Raw genomic sequence first — 21,731 nt, 5'->3', positions numbered from 1 at the left:
ACGCGTTGCCGTTCTAACTTTTTTTACTTCGCCTGACGCTTCTGGTACTCGCTGGCGGCTTTCACGAAGCCTGCAAACAGCGGATGCCCGTCACGCGGCGTTGAAGTAAATTCCGGGTGGAATTGGCAGGCCACGAACCACGGATGGTTAGGCACTTCGATGATCTCGACTAACTGATCATCCCCGGAACGGCCTGCAACACGCAGACCTGCAGCTTCAATTTGTTTCAACAACATGTTGTTGACTTCATAGCGGTGACGATGGCGCTCGGTAATCACCGGCTCGCCGTACAGCTTGCGAACCACGCTATCGTCTGACAGCTGGCAGGCCTGTGCGCCAAGACGCATGGTGCCACCCAGATCGCTCTTCTCGGTACGGACTTCGACGTTACCGTCTTCGTCGCGCCATTCCGTAATCAGCGCCACGACAGGGTACTTACAGTCTGGCACAAATTCCGTAGAGTTCGCGTTTTCCATTCCCGCTACGTTGCGCGCAAATTCAATCAGCGCAACCTGCATACCCAGGCAGATGCCGAGGTATGGAATATTGTTTTCACGCGCATAGCGTGCAGTGGCGATCTTGCCTTCAACACCACGGTAGCCGAAGCCGCCAGGGATGAGAATCGCATCCAGATCTTTGAGAATTTCAACGCCGCGCGTTTCAACATCCTGCGAATCAATCAGCTTGATGTTGACGGAGACGCGATTCTTCAGACCACCGTGCTTCAGCGCCTCGATAACTGACTTATAGGCATCCGGCAGTTCAATATACTTGCCGACCATACCGATAGTCACTTCGCCGCCCGGATTGGCTTCTTCGTAAATAACCTGCTCCCATTCAGACAGGTTAGCTTCCGGACAGTTCAAGCTGAATCGTTTACAAATATAATCGTCCAGACCCTGTGATTTCAACAGGCCCGGGATTTTATAAATGGAATCGACGTCTTTCATTGAAATAACGGCTTTTTCAGGCACGTTACAGAACAATGCAATTTTCGCGCGTTCGTTCGCTGGAATCGCGCGATCGGAACGGCAAACCAGGATATCAGGCTGAATACCGATGGAGAGCAGCTCTTTAACAGAGTGCTGAGTCGGTTTGGTTTTCACTTCACCTGCTGCTGCCATGTAAGGCACCAGCGTCAGGTGCATGAACAGCGCGTTCTCACGACCAATATCTACCGCCAGCTGACGAATCGCTTCGAGGAACGGCAGGGATTCGATATCCCCTACGGTACCGCCGATTTCAACCAGCACAACGTCATGCCCTTCGCCACCGGCAAGGACACGCTCTTTAATGGCGTTAGTGATGTGTGGGATGACCTGCACGGTCGCGCCCAGGTAGTCACCACGGCGCTCTTTACGCAGAACGTCAGAGTAGATACGGCCAGTCGTAAAGTTGTTACGACGGGTCATTTTGGTACGGATGAAACGCTCGTAGTGGCCAAGATCCAGATCGGTTTCAGCGCCGTCTTCAGTAACGAACACTTCCCCGTGTTGGGTTGGGCTCATGGTGCCTGGATCGACGTTGATGTACGGATCCAGTTTCATCATGGTCACATTGAGGCCACGGGCTTCAAGAATGGCTGCGAGGGAGGCTGCGGCAATGCCTTTACCCAGAGAGGATACGACCCCGCCGGTCACAAAAATATAGTTCGTTGTCATGCTGAACCTGAGAAGTTAGGGTGAAACGATGGAATAACCAGGACGGGAAAGTAGTATACCCGAACACGACGAGCGCCACAAACTTTCATTCTCCGTCTCCTTCCCAGGCCATGACAAACATAAGGAGTGAGAAAATAGCCCCTTTTGGGTAAATGTTTTTGACGCAAATCAAGCGCTTGTCATTTAAAAAATCACACAAATTGCGCTTGATCGCAAAATTTCGTTAGAGATCATGTTCCTGGCGTTTTACTTCCTGCCAGACTTCTTCCATGGCCTCGAGGTCAATGCCGCTCATTTCCAGGCCGCGCGAGGCCACAATCCGCTCAACTTCGCGGAAGCGACGTTCGAATTTAATGTTCGCTTTTTGCAGGGCGGTTTCCGCTTTTACACCGAGGTGGCGAGAAAGGTTGACGGTCGCGAACAGCAGATCGCCCATCTCCTCTTCCAGCTTTGCTTCATCCACAACGGCCTGCTGCGCTTCATGCATCACTTCGTCGATCTCTTCGTGCACTTTTTCCAGCACTGGGCCGAGAGAGGTCCAGTCAAACCCTACCGCCGAGCAGCGCTTTTGAATTTTGTGCGCGCGCATCAGCGCAGGAAGGTTCAGGGGAATGTCGTCCAGCGCCGAGTGCTGGGATTTTTCAGCGCGTTCGGCGCTTTTGATCTGCTCCCAGCGCGCCAGCACTTCCGCACTGTTGCCTGCGGAGGCATCGCCAAAGATATGCGGATGACGGCGCTCCAGCTTGTCGCTGATAGCGGCGCAGATGTCGTCAAAGTTAAAGCGCCCCTCTTCCTGCGCCATCTGTGCGTAGAACACCACCTGGAACAGCAGGTCGCCCAGCTCACCGCGCAGGTCGTCGAAATCTTCGCGCGAAATCGCGTCCAGCACTTCGTAGGTTTCTTCCAGCGTGTAAGGCGCAATGGTGGCGAAAGTCTGCTCTTTATCCCACGGGCAGCCGTTTTCCGGGTCGCGCAGGCGTTTCATGATGCCAAGCAGGCGGTCGATTTGAGTCATAGTTCTGTCCTGATGTCAAAATGCCGAGTGGCGGCGTTGCCTTACCCGGCCTACAGAAGAGGATGTTCAGCCGCCGTGCAGACGACGCGCGTCAATCACATCCGGCACCTGGTTCAGTTTACCGAGCACCCGGCCCAGCACCTGCAGGTTATAGATTTCGATGGTCATATCGATGGTGGCAAGCTGCTCGCGGGTATCGCTGCGGCTGGCAACGCCCAGCACGTTGACCTTCTCGTTGGCGAGAATGGTGGTGATGTCGCGCAGCAGGCCACTGCGGTCGTTGGCAGTGACGCGCACCACCAGCGAGTAGCCAGCGGAGTAGCTTTCACCCCAGACGGCTTCCACGATACGTTCCGGCGCATGCGATTGCAGCTCAGCAAGCTGATCACAGTCGGAGCGGTGAATTGAGATCCCGCGCCCCTGGGTGATAAAGCCGACAATATCGTCACCCGGTATCGGCTGGCAGCAGCGGGCAATATGGTGCATGAGGTTACCCACCCCTTCAACCACCACGCGGCCATTGTCCTTGCTGCGCTGCTGCGGAGCGTAGGTTTTCTGCTGGAGCTGTTTCAGCGCTGCCGCATCCTGCTCTGCCGCGCTTGGCTTGTTGAACTGCGCTTGCAGGAAGTTCACCATCTGGTTCAGGCGGATATCGCCGCCGCCAATCGCCGCTAACAGTTCGTCGAGCTCGTTGAAGTTGTAGCGCGGCAGCAGGAACTTCTCCGCCTCTTTCAGGTTTATCCCGATATGCTCCAGCTCGTCGTCAAGGATCTGACGACCGGCAAGGATATTCTTGTCACGATCCTGCTTGCGGAACCAGGCGTGAATTTTAGAGCGCCCGCGGCTGGTGGTCACGTAACCGAGGTTTGGATTCAGCCAGTCGCGGCTTGGGTTTGGCTGCTTCTGGGTGATGATTTCAATCTGGTCGCCCATCTGTAGCTGGTAGGTAAACGGTACGATACGTCCGCCGATCTTCGCCCCGATGCAACGGTGCCCCACGTCGCTGTGAATGTGGTAGGCGAAATCGAGCGGCGTAGATCCTGCCGGCAGATCAACCACATCCCCTTTCGGGGTAAAGACGTAGACGCGATCGTCGAAGACCTGACTGCGCACTTCGTCGAGCATTTCGCCGGAGTCGGCCATCTCCTCCTGCCACGCAATCAGCTTACGCAGCCAGGCGATACGGTCCTCGTGTCCGGAGCGCGCGCCGCCGGAAGTGCCTTCTTTGTACTTCCAGTGCGCGGCGACGCCCAGTTCGGCGTCTTCGTGCATCTGTTTAGTACGGATCTGAATTTCCACAGTTTTGCCGCCGGGGCCAAGCACCACGGTGTGGATGGACTGATAGCCATTCGGTTTGGGGTTCGCGACGTAGTCATCGAACTCATCCGGCAGATGGCGGAAGTGAGTATGTACTATCCCCAGCGCGGCGTAGCAATCCTGGAGACGCTCCGCCACGATACGCACGGCGCGCACGTCAAACAGCTCGTCAAAGGCGAGATGTTTCTTCTGCATTTTGCGCCAGATGCTGTAGATGTGCTTCGGACGCCCGTAGACCTCGGCGCGCACATTCTCCTCTTTCATCGACTGGCGCAGCCCGCTGACAAATTCCTCGATATAGTGCTCGCGGTCGATGCGGCGTTCGTGCAGCAATTTTGCAATGCGTTTGTATTCCGCCGGATGCAGATAGCGGAAGCAGTAATCTTCCAGCTCCCACTTCAGTTGCCCGATACCCAGACGGTTCGCCAGCGGCGCATAGATATTCGTACACTCTTTGGCGGCCAGGACGCGCTCGTCTTCCGGCGCATCCTTCACTTCGCGCAGATGGGCAACCCGTTCGGCCAGCTTGATCACCACGCAGCGAAAATCATCCACCATCGCCAGCAGCATGCGGCGGACGTTATCCACCTGCTCGGAAGAGACAGAATCCGTTTGCGCGGCTTTCAGTTGACGGATGGCGGCCATATCACGCACGCCGTGGATGAGCGCCACGACGGACTGGCCGACGCTTTCACGCAGCACGTCTTCCGTCACCACGTTAGCATCTGCCAGTGGGAACAGCAGTGCGGCCTGTAGCGTTTCGATATCCATGTTAAGCATGGAGAGAATTTCAACCATCTCCACGCCGCGCCACAACAGCAGTTCAGCGTCCGGATGCCCCTGCGTTGTGCGTAAACAATAGGCCCAGGTTTCGGTTAAGCGTTCACACGACTGCTGGCTGGAAATCCCCAGACTTGCGATCCATTTTTGAGGGTCAAACTCACCAGCTTTATTTAAATGTGCACTTCTTACCGCAACCATCGTCCTCTCCTTTAGGGACAAGGGCCTGTCGAAGTCGACAAGCCAAACTCATTAGATGTGCTCGAACAACACCATTGATTCCAGATGTCCAGTGTGCGGGAACATGTCCAGCATTGCCAGACGCCGAATCTGGTAACCCCCGCTCAATAATGCTTCGCTGTCACGGGCCAGCGTCGCCGGGTTACAGGAAACATAGACCACGCGTTCAGGCGCGAGTTTAATTATATGCTGCATCACGCCCGGCGCACCTGCGCGCGCCGGATCGAGCAGGATCTTATCAAAGCCCTGCTTAGCCCACGGTTGCTGAGTAACATCATCCTCAAGATTTTGATGAAAGAATGTCACATTTTGCAAGCCGTTCTGTTGGGCGTTCTCCTGGCCTTTCGCCACCAGCGCCTCAACGCCTTCCACCCCGACCACGCTTGCTGCTTTGCGGGCCAGCGGCAGGGTAAAGTTACCCATACCGCAGAACAGATCGAGCACCCGATCGGTGGGCTGGACGTCAAGCCACGCCAGCGCGTTCGCCACCATCTGCTGGTTCACGCCGTCATTGACCTGGATAAAATCCCGCGGGCTGAACGTTAAGCGTAGCCCGTCTGACGCATACCAGGGCGCGTCTCCGCTAACCTGCTCAAGTATCTCGCTTTGCGGCGCGAGGAAAAGCGCAAGCTCATGAGAATGCGAAAAGCGTTCCAGTTTTTCGCGATCTGCCCTGGACAGCGGTGCGGTGTGGCGCAGCACCATCAGCGGGCCGCCGTTGGCCAGCACCAGTTCGACATGGCCCAGCGAACGCACACCATCCAGCGATGCAAGACAGTGGTGCACGGCCGGGAGCAGTGCCTCAAGTTGGGGCACCAAAACAGGGCATTGCGTGATGGAGACGATATCGCTGGAGCTGGCTTTGCGAAAACCCATCTCCAGCCTTTCAGTTTTTGGCTGGTAGCTTAGACTCAGGCGAGCGCGGCGACGGTAGCCCCACGGCTGGTCAGCAACAATGTCACTGACGTCATGTTTTAGCAGGCGGGCCAGCGCGTTGCTTTTACTTTTTTGCTGTAATTCTGTGCTGGCATGCTGTTGCTGACAGCCTCCGCAAACGCCAAAATGGGGGCAGCGAGGCGTCACGCGCTCCGGGCTATCATTAAGACGGCGCTTGACCTGGCCGCGCGCATACTGGCGTTTGTCTTCCGTCAGCGTAATATCTGCGCGTTCTCCTGGCAGCAAACCTGTGATAAACAGTGTCTTACCCTTGTGACGCGCTACCCCCTGTCCAAAAGGATCGAGGTCAGAGGCTTCAACAGTTATGATCTGACGCGTCGTCACGCGTCGTTTTGCAGAGTAGAATTGCGCCATCGCCGAGATTGTTCTCAAATAAACATAATTAGCCTGATTGTCCCATAACGGAACTCCATGACCAACTACAGCCTGCGCGCGCGCATGATGATTTTGATCCTCGCTCCTACCGTTCTCATCGGTTTGCTGCTGAGCATTTTCTTTGTGGTGCATCGCTATAACGATTTGCAGAGACAGCTTGAAGATGCCGGGGCCAGCATTATCGAACCGCTGGCCGTCTCCAGCGAGTACGGTATGAACCTGCAAAACCGTGAATCCATTGGTCAGTTAATCAGCGTGCTGCACCGCCGTCATTCAGAGATTGTGCGCGCCATTTCCGTTTACGATGAGCATAACCGTCTTTTCGTCACCTCGAATTTCCATCTGGATCCCACGTCGCTGAAAATCCCGGAAGGTACCCCTTTCCCGCGTCATCTCACGGTCCTGCGGCGCGGCGATATCATGATCCTGCGCACGCCGATTATCTCAGAAAGCTATTCACCCGACGAATCCGCCCAGTCCGATGCGAAGTCCAGCAATAATATGCTGGGATATGTGGCGCTGGAGCTGGATCTCAAGTCGGTGCGGCTCCAGCAGTACAAAGAAATATTCATCTCCGGCGTGATGATGCTGTTCTGTATCGGCATCGCGTTGATCTTCGGCTGGCGGCTGATGCGCGACGTCACGGGGCCTATCCGTAACATGGTGAATACCGTTGACCGGATCCGCCGGGGTCAGCTGGACAGCCGCGTGGAAGGCTTCATGCTCGGCGAGCTGGATATGCTGAAAAACGGCATCAACTCAATGGCGATGTCGCTGGCGGCTTATCACGAAGAGATGCAGCACAACGTTGACCAGGCCACCTCTGACCTGCGCGAAACGCTGGAGCAGATGGAGATCCAGAACGTGGAGCTGGATCTGGCGAAAAAACGCGCTCAGGAGGCGGCCCGTATTAAGTCTGAGTTCCTGGCAAACATGTCGCATGAGCTGCGCACGCCGCTGAACGGGGTGATTGGCTTCACCCGTCTGACGCTTAAAAGCGAGCTCAACCCGACCCAGCGTGACCACCTGCATACCATTGAACGCTCAGCCAACAACCTGCTGACCATTATTAACGACGTACTGGACTTCTCGAAGCTGGAAGCGGGCAAGTTGATTCTGGAGAGTATCCCCTTCCCGCTGCGCAGCACACTGGATGACGTGGTCACGCTTCTCGCCCACTCCTCGCATGATAAGGGGCTGGAACTGACGCTCAATATCAAAAATGACGTACCGGATAACGTCATTGGCGACCCGCTGCGCCTGCAACAGGTCATCACCAATCTGGTGGGCAACGCGATTAAGTTCACCGAGAGCGGCAACATCGACATTCTGGTCGAAAAAAGGGCGCTCAGTAATAATAAGGTCCAGATTGAAGTTCAGATCCGGGATACCGGCATCGGCATTCCGGAGCGCGATCAGTCGCGTCTGTTCCAGGCGTTCCGCCAGGCTGATGCGAGCATTTCCCGTCGTCACGGCGGAACGGGCCTGGGTCTGGTGATCACCCAAAAGCTGGTGAAAGAGATGGGAGGCGATATCTCCTTCCACAGCCAGCCTAACCGGGGCTCGACCTTCTGGTTCCATATCAATCTTGATCTTAATCCGAACGTGCAAACCGACGGTCCGGTCACCGACTGCCTGAAAGGGATGCGTCTGGCCTATGTGGAACCGAACGCCGCCGCGGCGCAGTGTACGCTGGATGTATTAAGCAGCACGCCGCTGGAGGTGGTCTACAGCCCGACCTTCTCCGCGCTGGCGAACGATCATTACGATATTCTTTTGCTGGGGATTCCGGTGACATTTACCGGAGAACTGACCATGCAGCAGGAACGGCTGGCAAAGGCTGCCTCAATGACGGACTACCTGCTGCTGGCTCTGCCGTGCCACGCCCAAATCAACGCCGAAGAGCTTAAAAACGACGGGGCGGCGGCATGTCTGCTGAAACCCCTCACCGCCACACGGCTGTTACCTGCGTTGACCGAATATTGCCGTCTGACGCATCAGTCCCTGCCGCTGGAAAACGACGAACATAAGCTGCCGATGACGGTGATGGCCGTGGATGATAACCCGGCAAACCTTAAGCTGATTGGCGTGCTGCTTGAGGATCAGGTTCAGCACGTTGAACTGTGTACCAGCGGCGCCGAAGCCGTAGAACAAGCCAAACAGATGCAGTTTGACCTGATCCTGATGGATATTCAGATGCCGGGCATGGATGGCATCCGCGCCTGCGAATTAATTCGTCAGCTTCCGCACCAGCAGCAGACGCCGGTGATTGCCGTGACGGCGCACGCGATGGCGGGACAAAAAGAGAAACTGCTGGGTGCGGGCATGAACGATTATCTGGCGAAACCGATTGATGAAGAGAAGCTGCACAGCCTGCTGCTGCGCTACAAACCGGGGCACATTGGCGGGACGTACACCATTTCAGCTGAATCGCCGGAAATCAGCGTTAACCAGAATGCCACGTTTGACTGGCAACTGGCGCTGCGCCAGGCAGCAGGCAAAGCCGATCTGGCCCGCGATATGCTGCAAATGCTGGTGGACTTCCTGCCTGAGATCCGTAACAAGGTTGAAGAACAGCTGGTGGGCGAAAACCCTGAAGGGCTGCTGGAGGCCATCCATAAACTGCACGGTAGCTGCGGCTACAGCGGCGTGCCGCGGTTGAAAAATCTCTGCCAGTTGCTTGAACAGCAGCTCCGCGCGGGTACGCCAGAATCCGATCTTGAGCCGGAGTTTCTGGAGCTGCTGGACGAGATGGACAACGTGACGCGGGAAGCGATGAAGGTGTTGGGAAGCTAAGAAAAAGCCCGGTGGCGCTTCGCTTACCGGGCCTACAGGAGCACGAACGTTAACGCGACATCCCCTGCCCCACCTTTATGGCCGCCGCAATATTCCTTGCGGCCATCTGTACATTCTGTTGCGCATTTTCCAGCGCATCCTCCAGCGAGCAGATGGTGTAAATCACGCTGAATACCGCATCCAGTCCGTGCTCGTGCACCACGCCAACATCCGCCGTCAGGCTGCCGGCAATGCCGATAACCGGTTTGTTATAGCGTTTCGCGACTCTCGCCACGCCAACGGGCACTTTGCCGTGGATCGTCTGGCTGTCGATACGCCCTTCGCCCGTGATCACCAGATCGGCGTCCGCGACCTGTTCATCGAGATGCAGGGCATCGGTGACAATCTCAATCCCCCGACGAAGCTGTGCCCCGCAAAATGCATACAGCGCCGCCCCCATTCCGCCAGCTGCTCCGCCCCCCGCCAGGTTTAAGACGTCAATGTCCAGGTCCCTGGCGATAATGTTTGCGTAATGCGCAAGCGCGTTGTCCAGCGTCCTGACCATCTCCGGCGTCGCCCCTTTCTGCGGACCGAATACCGCAGAAGCGCCAGTCTCGCCAATCAGGGGGTTGGTCACATCGCAGGCCACTTCAATTCGACAGTCTGCCAGCCGCTCATCCAGCCCACTAAGATCGATATTCGCAAGGCTTGCCAGTTCGCCGCCGCCCGACCCAACGGGCTGTGCTTTCGCATCCAGCAGTTTTACGCCCAGCGCCTGCACCATGCCTGCGCCACCGTCATTGGTCGCGCTGCCTCCAATGCCAATAATGATATGCTTAACGCCCGCATCCAGCGCATGACGGATCAGTTCCCCGGTTCCCCACGAGGTGGTGATTAACGGGTTACGCTTTGCAGGAGCAACAAGCTCCAGACCACTCGCGGCCGCCATCTCGATAAACGCGCTTTTCCCGTCTCCGGATAACCCGAAAAACCCTTCCACGCGTTCTCCCAAAGGCCCGGTAACGGGAACATGGACAAGACGCCCATGGGTGGCTGCCACCATCGCATCCACCGTCCCTTCGCCACCATCGGCAACCGGTAATTTGACGTACTCCGCTGAGGGGAAAATTTCGCGAAAACCGACCTCTATCGCTGTCGCCACCTCCAGCGCGCTCAAGCTTTCCTTATACGAGTCCGGAGCGATAACAATTTTCATAAGCCATCCTTACGCATGTTAGTTACGTTAAGCATACACCACGTAAGGGACCACTAATGGGAGCGGTCCCAGTTGACTTATCGTACCATGCACGGACGTTTATTGTCGAATGTCCACTCTGGGATCAGGTACTGCATCGCCAGCGCATCATCACGTGCGCCCAGCCCGTGTTTCTGGTAAAGCTCGTGCGCTTTCATGACCTGATCCATATCCAGTTCAACGCCCAGCCCCGGCGTAGCTGGAACCTGCACCATCCCCCCCTTGATCTCAAACGGCTGTTTGGTCAGGCGCTGATTGCCCTCCTGCCAGATCCAGTGGGTGTCGATAGCGGTAATGTTGCCCGGCGCAGCAGCCGCTACGTGGGTGAACATCGCCAGCGAGATGTCGAAGTGGTTGTTGGAGTGCGAGCCCCAGGTCAGGCCGAACTCATGGCACATCTGCGCCACGCGAACCGAGCCCTGCATCGTCCAGAAGTGCGGGTCTGCCAGCGGAATGTCCACCGATTGTAGCGAGAGCGTGTGCCCCATCTGGCGCCAGTCGGTCGCGATCATGTTGGTGGCGGTTGGCAGCCCGGTGGCGCGACGGAACTCCGCCATCACTTCACGTCCAGAGAACCCCTGCTCTGCGCCGCACGGATCTTCCGCGTAGGCCAGCACGCCTTTGAGCTGCTTACCGATTTTGATCGCCTCATCAAGGGACCAGGCACCGTTCGGATCCAGCGTGACGCGCGCCTGCGGGAAGCGCTTCGCCAGCGCGGCAATCGCCTCAGCTTCTTCTTCACCCGCCAGTACGCCGCCTTTCAGCTTGAAGTCATTAAAGCCATATTTTTCATACGCGGCTTCAGCCAGGCGCACCACCGCATCCGGGGTCATCGCTTCATCGTGACGCACACGATACCAGTCGCATTTTTCGTCCGGCTGGCTCTGGTACGGCAGCGGGGTGAGTTTGCGGTTGCCGATAAAGAACAGGTAGCCGAGCATTTCCACTTCGCTGCGCTGCTGGCCGTCGCCCAGCAGGGAGGCGACATTGACGCCCAGATGCTGGCCTAACAGATCCAGCATCGCGGCTTCAATGCCCGTGACCACATGGATAGTGGTACGCAGATCAAACGTTTGCAGACCACGGCCACCCGCATCACGATCGGCAAAGGTCGTACGCACGCTGGTCAGTACATTTTTGTACTCGCCCAGCGTTTTACCCACCACCAGCGGAATGGCGTCCTCCAGCGTTTTACGGATCTTCTCCCCGCCCGGGATTTCACCGACACCGGTATGCCCTGAGTTGTCCTTGATCACCACAATATTACGGGTGAAGAACGGCGCATGGGCGCCGCTCAGGTTCATCAGCATGCTGTCATGTCCCGCGACAGGAATGATCTGCATGGAGGTGACTACAGGGGTAGAAAATGTGCTCATCGTTCGATCCTTTTATCAGTGACGTCCAAATACAGGGCGCTTACGGTCAAATGTCCAGCCGGGGATAAGGTACTGCATCGGGCCTGCGTCGTTGCGCGCGCCGCCCGGCAGTTTTTTATACGCTTCATGCGCCTTGTGGATCTGATCCCAGTCAAGCTCCACGCCCAGCCCCGGCGCATCCGGTACGGCAATGGTGCCGTTTTTGATTTCAAGTGGATTTTTGGTCAGGCGCGCTTCGCCTTCCTGCCAGATCCAGTGCGTATCGATGGCGGTCGGGTTACCCGGCGCCGCCGCGCCAACGTGGGTAAACATCGCCAGCGAAATGTCGAAATGGTTATTGGAGTGGCAGCCCCAGGTGAGCCCCCAGTCATCGCACAGCTGCGCCACGCGCACCGCGCCGGAAAGGGTCCAGAAGTGCGGATCAGCCAGCGGTATGTCCACCGCATTCAGCATCACCGCGTGGCCCATTTCGCGCCAGTTAGTGGCGATCATGTTGGTCGCAACCGGCAGCCCGGTAGCGCGGCGGAATTCGGCCATCACCTCGCGGCCAGAAAAGCCCTGCTCGGCGCCGCACGGATCTTCCGCGTAGGTCAGCACGTCGCCCAGTCCTTTGCACAGCGCGATAGCTTCATCCAGCCGCCAGGCGCCGTTCGGATCGACGGTGATGCGTGCCTCCGGGAAGCGTTTTTTCAACGCGCGCACGCTGTCAATCTCCTGTTCGCCCGGCAGAACGCCGCCTTTCAGCTTGAAGTCTTTAAAGCCGTAGCGATCCTGCGCCGCCTCTGCCAGGCGTACCACCGCCTCGCCAGAGAGCGCTTCCTGATGACGCAGGTGATACCACGCGTGGCTGCCCGGCGAGCGTTCCAGATACGGCAGATCGGTTTTCGTCCGGTCGCCAACGTAGAACAGATAGCCCAGCACCGTTACCGCATCACGCTGTTTGCCTGGCCCCAGCAGTTCGCAGACCGGCACGTTCAGCGCCTTGCCCAGTAAATCAAGGAGAGCCGCCTCCAGCGCCGCCACCGCGTTAACGCGCAGTTCAAACGTCCAGGCGCCTTTGCCGAAGGTATCAAAATCAGCCGACTGGTTGCCCTTATGCACCCGCTGAACCACCTTGTTCAGGCGGGCGACCTCCTGCCCAACCACCTGCGGGATGGCGTCGACCAGCGTCTGGTAAATCACCTCTCCGCCAGGCGCTTCCCCGACGCCGGTATTCCCTGCGCTGTCGGTCAGCACCACGATGTTGCGGGTGAACCAGGCGTTATGCGCGCCGCCAATGTTGAGCAGCATGCTGTCCTGACCCGCCACCGGGATGACTTTCATCTCCGTCACAATCGGGCTTGATTGCGTTGTCATCATCCGCGCTCCCCAACAGGTTTCAGTTCGATTCGTTTGATGTCCCCCACCAGCACCAGGTAACTGAGTACCGCCACCAGCGCATGGACGCCTACATAAATCAGCGCACCATTGAAGGAGCCGGTGGTGCCGACGATGTAACCGATAGCGATTGGGGTGACAATGCCGGAAATGTTGCCAAACATGTTGAACAGACCGCCGCTCAGGCCGCTGATCTCTTTCGGCGCGGTATCTGCCATCACCGCCCAGCCCAGCGCGCCGATGCCTTTACCGAAGAAGGCCATCGCCATAAAGCCGATAATCATCCACTCCGCGCTGACGTAGTTACAGAACACCATGGTCATGGAGAGCAGCATGCCGAGCACGATTGGCGTTTTACGCGCAATATTCAGCGAACCGGTGCGACGCATCAGCCAGTCGGAGATGACCCCGCCGAGCACCCCGCCCACGAAGCCGCAGATGGCTGGCACAGAGGCGACAAAACCCGCCTTCAGAATCGACATCCCGCGCGCCTGCACCAGGTAAACCGGGAACCAGGTGATGAAGAAGTAGGTTAAGGCGTTAATGCAGTACTGGCCGAGATAGATACCGATCATCATCCGTGAGCCGACGAGCTGTTTGATCTGCCCCCATTTCTGGCTGAACGGGACTTTTGCTTTCTGGGTTTTCTGATCCATGTTGATCAGCGCCCCGCCTTCAGCAATGTAGTCCAGCTCTTTCTTGTTCACGCCCGGGTGCTGGTTTGGTTCGTGGATCACTTTCAGCCAGATAAAGCTGATGACGATCCCCAGCCCGCCCATGAAGAAGAAGACGTGCGACCAGCCCACTTCGTGCGTCAGCCAGCCCATAATTGGCGCGAAAATAACCGTCGCAAAGTATTGCGCCGAGTTAAAGATTGCTACCGCCGTTCCCCTCTCCTGCGCCGGGAACCAGGCGGCCACAATGCGGCTGTTGCCCGGGAAAGATGGCGCTTCCGCTAAACCCACCAGGAAGCGGAGGGTAAAGAGCGCAATGATAATGCCGAAGCCGCTGAAGATATCCACGAAGCCCTGTAACAGGGTAAACATCGACCAGATGAAAATGGACCAGAAATAGACCCGTTTTGAGCCAAAGCGGTCCAGCAGCCAGCCGCCAGGGATTTGGCCGATTACGTAGGCCCATGAAAATGCGGAGAAAACATAACCCATACCCACCGGATCAAGTCCGATGTCCTTTGCCATCTCAGAGCCGGCAATGGATAACGTGGCACGGTCGCCGTAGTTGAAAGAGGTGACGATAAACAGCATCACCACTATCCAGTATCGGGCGTTGGTGCGCTTCTCAGCGCTGCTCGCCGCGTGGCTTAATGTACTCATTGTTGCACTCCTGAAACATAGCTTTCGCCTGGTACATTCTGTACAGCACCTGTAGGGTAATCAGAATGAGAGATTTGTGTTTGGTTTTGGTACGGCCCGAAGCCGTTTTATAGTGACGGGAAAAGTATATGAAGGAGTGACCGGTTCTCTCACCGTGCAGGAACACAACATTGACGGGCGTGGGGAACGTGGTTTGGGGCATAAGCCCAAAGTGGTGGAAGATACTTCACGGAATTGAGGATATGGTGCAGCTTCGTTGCCGGGTGGCGGCTACGCCCTACCCGGCCTACAGCTCGTATAGTACAGGGTTAGTTCAGGAGCGTGGCCCAATGTTCAACCCAGGGATTTGACTCGCTTTCCGGTTCGGGGTGCTCGCCAGCATCAATCAGTAACATCTCGCCGACCCGCTGAGCGTGCTGTTCCTGCAACAGCGCGTCGAACTGCTTACCGCCGCCGCAGAAATTGGCGTAAGAGCTATCGCCGAGGGCGATGATGCCATAGTGAACATCTGGCTGATAGCCAAGCTGGTCTTTAATGCCCTGGAAAAGCGGGACGATGCTGTCCGGGAGATCGCCCTGCCCGGTGGTGGAGGTCACCACCAGAATGTATTTATCTTTATACTTTTCCCAGTCCGCCAGCTCCGGGTCTTCATAGACCGTTGCTTTATGGCCCTGATTGACGAGGATTGCTTCTGCTTCCTCCGCAACCAGCAGCGAGTTGCCGTACATCGTGCCGACAAAAATACCTACTTCAGCCATGCTTTGCTCCCGTAATTATTGCGCTTGCTGTTCATCCTGAACGTTGCCTGCGGCAAACTCAACCCTTTCATTTTCGGGGAGTTGTCCCAGCCAGCCAAACTGTGACAGCGCCTGCATCCAGACCTCGTCCAGCCCCGCGCGAATAGTCAGCGGTTCGCCGGTAAACGGGTGCGTCAGGCTTAGCTCGCTGGCGTGCAGCATCAGTCGGTTACAGCCAAAGTGCTCTGCCGCGCTGCGGTTCTGCCGCAGATCGCCGTGCTTGCTGTCGCCGATAATTGGGTGGCGCAGATGTGCAAGGTGGCGGCGAAGCTGGTGCTTGCGCCCCGTTTTGGGCAAAAGCTCAACCAGACTGTATCGCGTAGTGGGAAATTTGCTGGTCGCCACCGGCAGTTCTGTGGTCGCCATACCGCGATAGTCGGTCACCGCAGGCTGCGGACCTTTATCTTCGCGGGCAAATTTATCGGCGATTTTATCCAGTTCCTCCACTAGCGGATAATCCAGCGTGGCGGAATCCGTCAGCCAGCCGCGCACAATGGCGTGGTAGCGCTTCTGGATCTGGTGCTGTTCAAACTGCTGCGACAGCAGGCGCCCGGCCTCACTGGAAAGCCCCATCAGCAGAACGCCAGAGGTTGGCCGATCCAGACGGTGGGCAGTAAAGACGTGCTGACCGATTTGGTCGCGCACGGTTTGCATAACAACCACTTTCTCATCGCGATCGAGCCAGCTTCGGTGTACCAGCCAGCCGGACGGTTTATTCACCGCCACCAGCCACTCATCCTGATACAGGATCTCAAGCGTCATGCATCGTCACCGGCGAAAAGCCCATCCAGCTTTTCCAGCTCAACCAGCATAACGTCGCGCGCCGGGTGGGTCGCCTCCAGCGCCATTTCGTAATAGGGAGAGACGGCAAACGCCTGGGGCAACGCGTGTCCCCCTTCCAGCAGCGCGTGCATGCGCGGAATTAATACCCACTGGAGCCATTCGAATGGAGACAGCGTATCCAGACAAAACGGCTGGGTGCTGGCGAACGCGTCTGGCTGCGGCGCACTTTCCTGCCACAGCTGATGCTGGCGCATAAGGGCTTCGATGGCGTGCAACTGCGCACGAACGCTATCGTGATGCGTCATAGTAACCTCAACTGAAAAACGGAATGGCGCGAAGCATAGCATTGCGGAAGACAGAAATAAAAAAAGGGAGCACTGTAAAAACAGTGCTCCCGGTTCGTTTCGCAGCATTCCAGCTACAATACGTGCTCCCTGCTCATCCGTGACAACTTTTCCTGATGTCCGAAGGCCTGGTCATCCCTTTACCTTTTGCTTCCTGCTCACATCATCCTGACGTGTAGGTTTCGTCCTGAAACGTCCTGGCCATCCTGACCCACCGACCATCCTGACCGGCTCACGTTCTCCTTCCTGGAGGTGTCCCTTACGCATCCTGCGTGATCCACTTTGCTTCATCCTGAAGCCTTCCTGCGGCGTCGTCCTGACGTGTTCCTGGTGAGAAACGCCATCATCCTGATGTTCGTTTCTCGCGTCGGCATCCTGTCGACACAGATAGAATCCGCTATTCTGCCTCGTCTTACAACCCACCCTGTGAGCAAGGTAAGCCTGGCGAAACGGGGATAATCGTTTCAGGAAATCGCTAACCTGTTGAAAGGGAAACTAATATTAATCTGAAATCTCTAAGACAAAGCTAATTGTTTCGGCGATGTCTCACAGTGCGTGTAAGAGATCTCTCACACGTCCAGTAGCATCATGGATTACAGAAGCGGCTCAAGTCGGGTAAGAAAATCCGCAAGAGAAGGCGCGAGAACGTCGCGATTGCGGGTGCCGAGCGTCTCTTTAATGACCTCGCCAGACAGGTTGCAGACAGAAATGACGTCCAGTTCACTGTCGAGCGTCGCAATAAAGAGAGTCGGGGAGAGCTTAAGGCGTTTTTGCGTGACCAGGTGACCAATGAGGTTTTCCTGAACGCGTTGAAGATCTTCTTCGCTCCAGGTTTGCAGCAGCGTCAGCGGCTGTCCTGCAAAACATGCAGTCATATCCCCGGCAAACTGCGTGGTATAAATTGCATGAAGCGCAGGTTGTATCACAATGTCCATTGCGCGTTCAACCGCATTTACATTCTGCTCGCCCGTGAACGGTTTCGGTTGCCAGATAACGTAATCATCCTGCGAAGCGATAATGCACGGTGACGGCACGCCATATAAGTCAGTACTTTGCGGCCACGTCCCCCGCTTTTCATGCCAGGCATCGCAATAGCGGGTCGTGAAGGACGTCAGGGCATTTGCAGTTTCGATATCCACCGATTTCTCTCTTCTTGTAAGACAGGATAAACTCAGCCCCTAAGTGTACCTGTAAAGTGGCTATGAAACATGTCTTACGAAAATCATCAGGCGTTAACGGGCTTAACGCTGGGTAAATCGACCGATTACCGCGACACCTACGACGCAAGCCTGCTTCAGGGTGTGCCGCGCAGCCTGAACCGCGATCCGCTTGGCCTTCATGCCGACGCGCTGCCGTTCGTCGGCGGCGACATCTGGACGCTGTACGAACTCTCCTGGCTGAATGCGCGCGGTCTGCCGCAGGTAGCCGTGGGCCATGTCGAGCTGGATTACGCCAGCGTAAACCTGGTCGAATCCAAGAGCTTTAAGCTCTATCTCAACAGCTTTAACCAGACCAAATTTAACAGCTGGGACGAGGTACAACAGACGCTTGAACGTGATTTAAGCGCGTGCGCGCAGGGGAACGTAACCGTCTCGTTATACCGTCTGCATGAGCTGGAAGGTCAGCCCATCGCCCATTTCCACGGCACCTGCATCGACGATCAGGACATTGATGTGGAGAGCTACGAATTTAGCACCGACTATCTGGAAAACGCGGCGGGCGGAAAAGTGGTCGACGAAACGCTGGTCAGCCATCTGCTGAAATCCAACTGCCTTATCACCCATCAGCCGGACTGGGGCTCGGTACAGATCCAGTATCGCGGCTCGCAGATTGACCGGGAAAAGCTGCTTCGTTACCTGGTGTCATTCCGTCATCACAACGAATTCCACGAGCAGTGCGTGGAACGCATCTTCAATGACATACAGCGTTTCTGCCAGCCCGAAAAGCTGAGCGTTTATGCCCGCTATACCCGTCGCGGCGGCCTGGACATTAACCCATGGCGCACCAATACCGATTTTGTGCCTGCCACCGGACGGCTGGTGCGCCAGTAAGATAAATATTTTCACAATATGCGGGCGGTATTCCGCCCGAAGTGTTGTGAAACGTCATAAGCCAGGGCTATTGTAATCAACAGGGAAAGACGATAATCGTCCCATAAGGAGCTCACTTGATTACACATATTAGCCCGCTTGGCTCTATGGATATGTTGTCGCAACTGGAAGTGGACATGCTTAAACGCACCGCCAGTAGCGACCTGTATCAACTGTTTCGTAACTGTTCACTTGCTGTACTGAACTCCGGAAGCCTGACCGACAACAGTAAAGAGCTGCTGTCCCGCTTCGAAAGTTTTGATATCAATGTGCTGCGCCGCGAGCGCGGGGTGAAGCTGGAAGTGATCAACCCGCCGGAAGAGGCGTTTGTCGATGGGCGTATTATTCGCTCACTTCAGGCCAACCTTTTTGCCGTGCTGCGCGACATCCTGTTTGTTAACGGACAGATCAGCAACGCCGGTCGTTTCCAGCATCTCGATCTGGAAAGCTCCGTTCATATCACCAACCTAGTTTTCTCCATTCTGCGTAACGCCCGCGCCCTGCACGTTGGCGAAGCGCCGAACATGGTCGTCTGCTGGGGTGGTCACTCCATTAACGAAACCGAATACCTGTACGCCCGCCGCGTGGGTAATCAGCTCGGCCTGCGCGAGCTGAACATCTGTACCGGCTGCGGTCCTGGCGCGATGGAAGCGCCGATGAAAGGCGCGGCAGTAGGACACGCGCAGCAACGCTATAAAGAAGGCCGTTTTATCGGCATGACCGAGCCGTCGATCATCGCCGCTGAGCCGCCTAACCCGCTGGTTAACGAACTGATTATTATGCCGGATATCGAAAAACGTCTTGAGGCGTTTGTCCGTATCGCGCACGGCATTATCATCTTCCCGGGCGGCGTAGGTACGGCGGAAGAACTGCTTTATCTGCTCGGGATCCTGATGAACCCGGCCAACAAAAATCAGGTTCTGCCGCTGATCCTGACCGGCCCGAAAGAGAGCGCCGACTATTTCCGCGTGCTGGACGAGTTTATCGTGCATACGCTGGGGGAAGACGCGCGCCGTCACTACCGCATTATTATTGACGATGCCGCAGAAGTGGCCCGTCAGATGAAAAAAGCGATGCCGCTGGTGAAAGAGAACCGTCGTGATACCGGGGATGCCTACAGCTTTAACTGGTCCATCCGTATCGCACCGGATCTCCAGATCCCCTTCGAGCCGTCGCATGAGAACATGGCGAACCTCAAACTCTATCCGGATCAGCCGGTGGAAGTACTGGCAGCTGACCTGCGTCGCGCCTTCTCTGGCATCGTGGCGGGGAACGTGAAGGAGGTGGGGATCCGCGCGATTGAGGAGTTCGGGCCGTATAAAATCCACGGTGACCCGGAGATGATGCGCCGCATGGATGACATGCTGCAGGGCTTTGTGGCTCAGCACCGCATGAAACTTCCGGGTTCTGCCTATATTCCCTGTTACGAAATCATCAAATAAAGCGTCCTTTCCCTCCTCTCAAGCCGGATTGTCATCCGGCTTTTTTATTAGTGATGTAATTCATAGCGATCTTCAATGTTATTAACAAATCTGGTGCCCGCGCAAACGATTACCTCGTTTTTGAAACCGTAAATAATCAGCCTTAATCGAAATTACCTGCCAGAAAATCCTAAAATCCTATTTCTTTACAGCGAAAGACACCTATCTCGCGGGTCAGCCTTTTCGAAAACATGTCGTTAATGGTAGCCTTCGCGCCCGTAAATCCTCTTTGATGTTTTTTTAACAGATAAATGGTCTAAATATGCCCACATCATAAGTGGATTATTGCATTTGGGATCGCGATCACTGATAGATTCATAACGAGAATGTATCTTTCCGCCCGCCAATAGTTACGGGCAAAAATTATTAAAAAACCGTCACTGAACGAATTTCATATTACCGTCAGGCACTTTTTCATCGGATTTGACTAAAAACCTGACAATTTGCTTCCTCCAGGAGATACAGATGGAAACCACTCAAACCAGCACCGTTGCTTCGATTGAATCCCGAAGCGGTTGGCGCAAAACGGATACCATGTGGATGCTTGGCCTGTACGGCACGGCAATCGGCGCTGGTGTACTGTTCCTTCCTATCAACGCAGGTGTCGGCGGTCTGATCCCGCTGATCATCATGGCCATCATCGCCTTTCCGATGACCTTCTTTGCACACCGCGGCCTGACCCGCTTCGTGCTGTCCGGTAAAAACCCGGGCGAAGACATTACTGAAGTCGTTGAAGAACACTTCGGCGTCGGCGCAGGTAAGCTGATTACCCTGCTCTACTTCTTCGCGATTTACCCGATTCTGCTGGTGTATAGCGTTGCTATCACCAACACCGTTGAAAGCTTCATGATGCACCAGCTGCAGATGACCCCGCCGCCGCGTGCGATCCTGTCCCTGATCCTGATCGTCGGTATGATGACCATCGTACGCTTTGGCGAGCAGATGATTGTCAAAGCGATGAGCGTGCTGGTATTCCCGTTTGTTGCAGCCCTGATGGTGCTGGCGCTGTACCTGATCCCACAGTGGAACGGCGCTGCGCTGGAAACTCTGTCTCTGAGCAGCGCATCCGCAACCGGTAACGGCCTGCTACTGACCCTATGGCTGGCGATCCCGGTAATGGTGTTCTCCTTCAACCACTCGCCAATCATCTCCTCCTTCGCGGTGGCGAAGCGTGAAGAGTACGGCAATGGTGCAGAGAAGAAGTGCTCCAGCATCCTGGCTCGCGCACACATCATGATGGTACTGACAGTTATGTTCTTCGTGTTCAGCTGCGTGCTGAGCCTTTCCCCGGCGGATCTGGCGGCGGCGAAAGAGCAGAACATCTCTATTCTGTCCTACCTGGCAAACCACTTTAACGCACCGCTGATTGCGTGGATGGCACCGATCATCGCGATTATCGCCATCACCAAATCCTTCCTGGGCCACTACCTGGGCGCACGTGAAGGCTTCAACGGTATGGTGATTAAATCTCTGCGCGGTAAAGGCAAGAGCATTGAAATCAACCGTCTGAACAAAATCACCGCGCTGTTCATGCTGGTGACCACCTGGGCGGTAGCCACCCTGAACCCAAGCATTCTGGGCATGATTGAAACCCTGGGCGGCCCGATTATCGCGATGATTCTGTTCCTGATGCCGATGTACGCGATTCAGAAAGTGCCAGCGATGCGTAAATACAGCGGCCATATCAGCAACGTGTTCGTTGTTGTGATGGGTCTGATTGCCATCTCCGCTATTTTCTACTCGCTGTTCAGCTAATACCTCCTGCGCCGTCTTC

Annotated in this window: 16 protein-coding genes; 4 read left to right on the top strand and 12 right to left on the bottom strand. The window is 56.0% G+C overall.

The annotated features are described in order from the left end of the window. Positions 1-23 precede the first annotated feature (23 nt). The 4 genes from pyrG to rlmD form a co-directional block, all read right to left on the bottom strand. Complete coding sequence (gene pyrG / locus C3451_RS12175) at positions 24-1,661, bottom strand: CTP synthase (glutamine hydrolyzing) (protein ID WP_022649202.1); 1,638 nt, start codon at positions 1,659-1,661, stop codon at positions 24-26. Between the two features lie 223 nt (positions 1,662-1,884). Next, on the bottom strand, positions 1,885-2,676 hold the full coding sequence (gene mazG, locus C3451_RS12170; protein WP_022649203.1) for a nucleoside triphosphate pyrophosphohydrolase: 792 nt from the start codon (positions 2,674-2,676) through the stop codon (positions 1,885-1,887). 66 nt (positions 2,677-2,742) lie between these two features. Further along, positions 2,743-4,974, bottom strand: coding sequence for a GTP diphosphokinase (gene relA, locus C3451_RS12165; protein ID WP_022649204.1), 2,232 nt, complete (start codon positions 4,972-4,974; stop codon positions 2,743-2,745). Between the two features lie 51 nt (positions 4,975-5,025). Continuing rightward, a complete protein-coding gene (rlmD, locus tag C3451_RS12160; protein ID WP_022649205.1) occupies positions 5,026-6,324 on the bottom strand; it encodes a 23S rRNA (uracil(1939)-C(5))-methyltransferase RlmD in 1,299 nt (432 codons plus the stop codon). A 57-nt stretch (positions 6,325-6,381) separates the two neighbouring features. Between rlmD and barA the strand changes: the two genes are divergently transcribed. After that, on the top strand, positions 6,382-9,141 hold the full coding sequence (barA, locus tag C3451_RS12155) for a two-component sensor histidine kinase BarA (protein WP_022649206.1): 2,760 nt from the start codon (positions 6,382-6,384) through the stop codon (positions 9,139-9,141). Between the two features lie 49 nt (positions 9,142-9,190). Here the strand turns inward: barA and C3451_RS12150 are convergent, their stop codons facing one another. From C3451_RS12150 to syd, 8 genes are all read right to left on the bottom strand, one after another. Continuing rightward, positions 9,191-10,336, bottom strand: coding sequence for a glycerate kinase (locus C3451_RS12150; RefSeq protein WP_124304317.1), 1,146 nt, complete (start codon positions 10,334-10,336; stop codon positions 9,191-9,193). Positions 10,337-10,413: 77 nt separating this feature from the next. After that, positions 10,414-11,751: a glucarate dehydratase gene (gudD, locus tag C3451_RS12145; RefSeq protein WP_006811788.1), complete on the bottom strand. Its 1,338-nt coding sequence runs from the start codon at positions 11,749-11,751 to the stop codon at positions 10,414-10,416. Positions 11,752-11,766: 15 nt separating this feature from the next. Continuing rightward, a complete protein-coding gene (locus C3451_RS12140) occupies positions 11,767-13,107 on the bottom strand; it encodes an enolase C-terminal domain-like protein (RefSeq protein ID WP_023298498.1) in 1,341 nt (446 codons plus the stop codon). Then, on the bottom strand, positions 13,107-14,462 hold the full coding sequence (gene gudP, locus C3451_RS12135; protein WP_003862734.1) for a galactarate/glucarate/glycerate transporter GudP: 1,356 nt from the start codon (positions 14,460-14,462) through the stop codon (positions 13,107-13,109). Before gudP ends, C3451_RS12140 begins: the two co-directional genes overlap by 1 nt. A 308-nt stretch (positions 14,463-14,770) precedes the next feature. Beyond that, positions 14,771-15,220 (bottom strand): flavodoxin, encoded by a 450-nt coding sequence (locus C3451_RS12125; RefSeq protein WP_022649212.1) that lies wholly within the window; start codon positions 15,218-15,220, stop codon positions 14,771-14,773. Between the two features lie 15 nt (positions 15,221-15,235). After that, on the bottom strand, positions 15,236-16,021 hold the full coding sequence (gene truC, locus C3451_RS12120; protein WP_023298500.1) for a tRNA pseudouridine(65) synthase TruC: 786 nt from the start codon (positions 16,019-16,021) through the stop codon (positions 15,236-15,238). Then, entirely contained in the window at positions 16,018-16,347 is a 330-nt protein-coding gene (locus C3451_RS12115) for a YqcC family protein (RefSeq protein ID WP_032626018.1), read from the bottom strand. Before C3451_RS12115 ends, truC begins: the two co-directional genes overlap by 4 nt. A gap of 632 nt (positions 16,348-16,979) precedes the next feature. Further along, the gene (syd, locus tag C3451_RS12110; protein ID WP_124304316.1) at positions 16,980-17,525 is read right to left on the bottom strand and encodes a SecY-interacting protein; all 546 of its coding nucleotides are present in this window, start codon (positions 17,523-17,525) and stop codon (positions 16,980-16,982) included. Positions 17,526-17,594: 69 nt separating this feature from the next. Between syd and queF the strand changes: the two genes are divergently transcribed. The 3 genes from queF (at position 17,595) to C3451_RS12095 (ending at position 21,712) form a co-directional block, all read left to right on the top strand. Further along, complete coding sequence (gene queF, locus C3451_RS12105; RefSeq protein WP_045620851.1) at positions 17,595-18,437, top strand: NADPH-dependent 7-cyano-7-deazaguanine reductase QueF; 843 nt, start codon at positions 17,595-17,597, stop codon at positions 18,435-18,437. A gap of 116 nt (positions 18,438-18,553) precedes the next feature. Further along, positions 18,554-19,918, top strand: coding sequence for a nucleotide 5'-monophosphate nucleosidase PpnN (gene ppnN, locus C3451_RS12100; protein ID WP_023298502.1), 1,365 nt, complete (start codon positions 18,554-18,556; stop codon positions 19,916-19,918). A gap of 504 nt (positions 19,919-20,422) precedes the next feature. Beyond that, a complete protein-coding gene (locus C3451_RS12095; RefSeq protein WP_022649218.1) occupies positions 20,423-21,712 on the top strand; it encodes an HAAAP family serine/threonine permease in 1,290 nt (429 codons plus the stop codon). Positions 21,713-21,731: the final 19 nt, after the last annotated feature.

Origin of the sequence: Enterobacter sp. 301B (assembly GCF_003850715.1) — a bacterium.
Lineage (GTDB): Bacteria > Pseudomonadota > Gammaproteobacteria > Enterobacterales > Enterobacteriaceae > Enterobacter > Enterobacter intestinihominis.
Note: the sequence above shows the minus strand (reverse complement) of the source record. Positions and strands in the feature narration are given on the sequence as shown.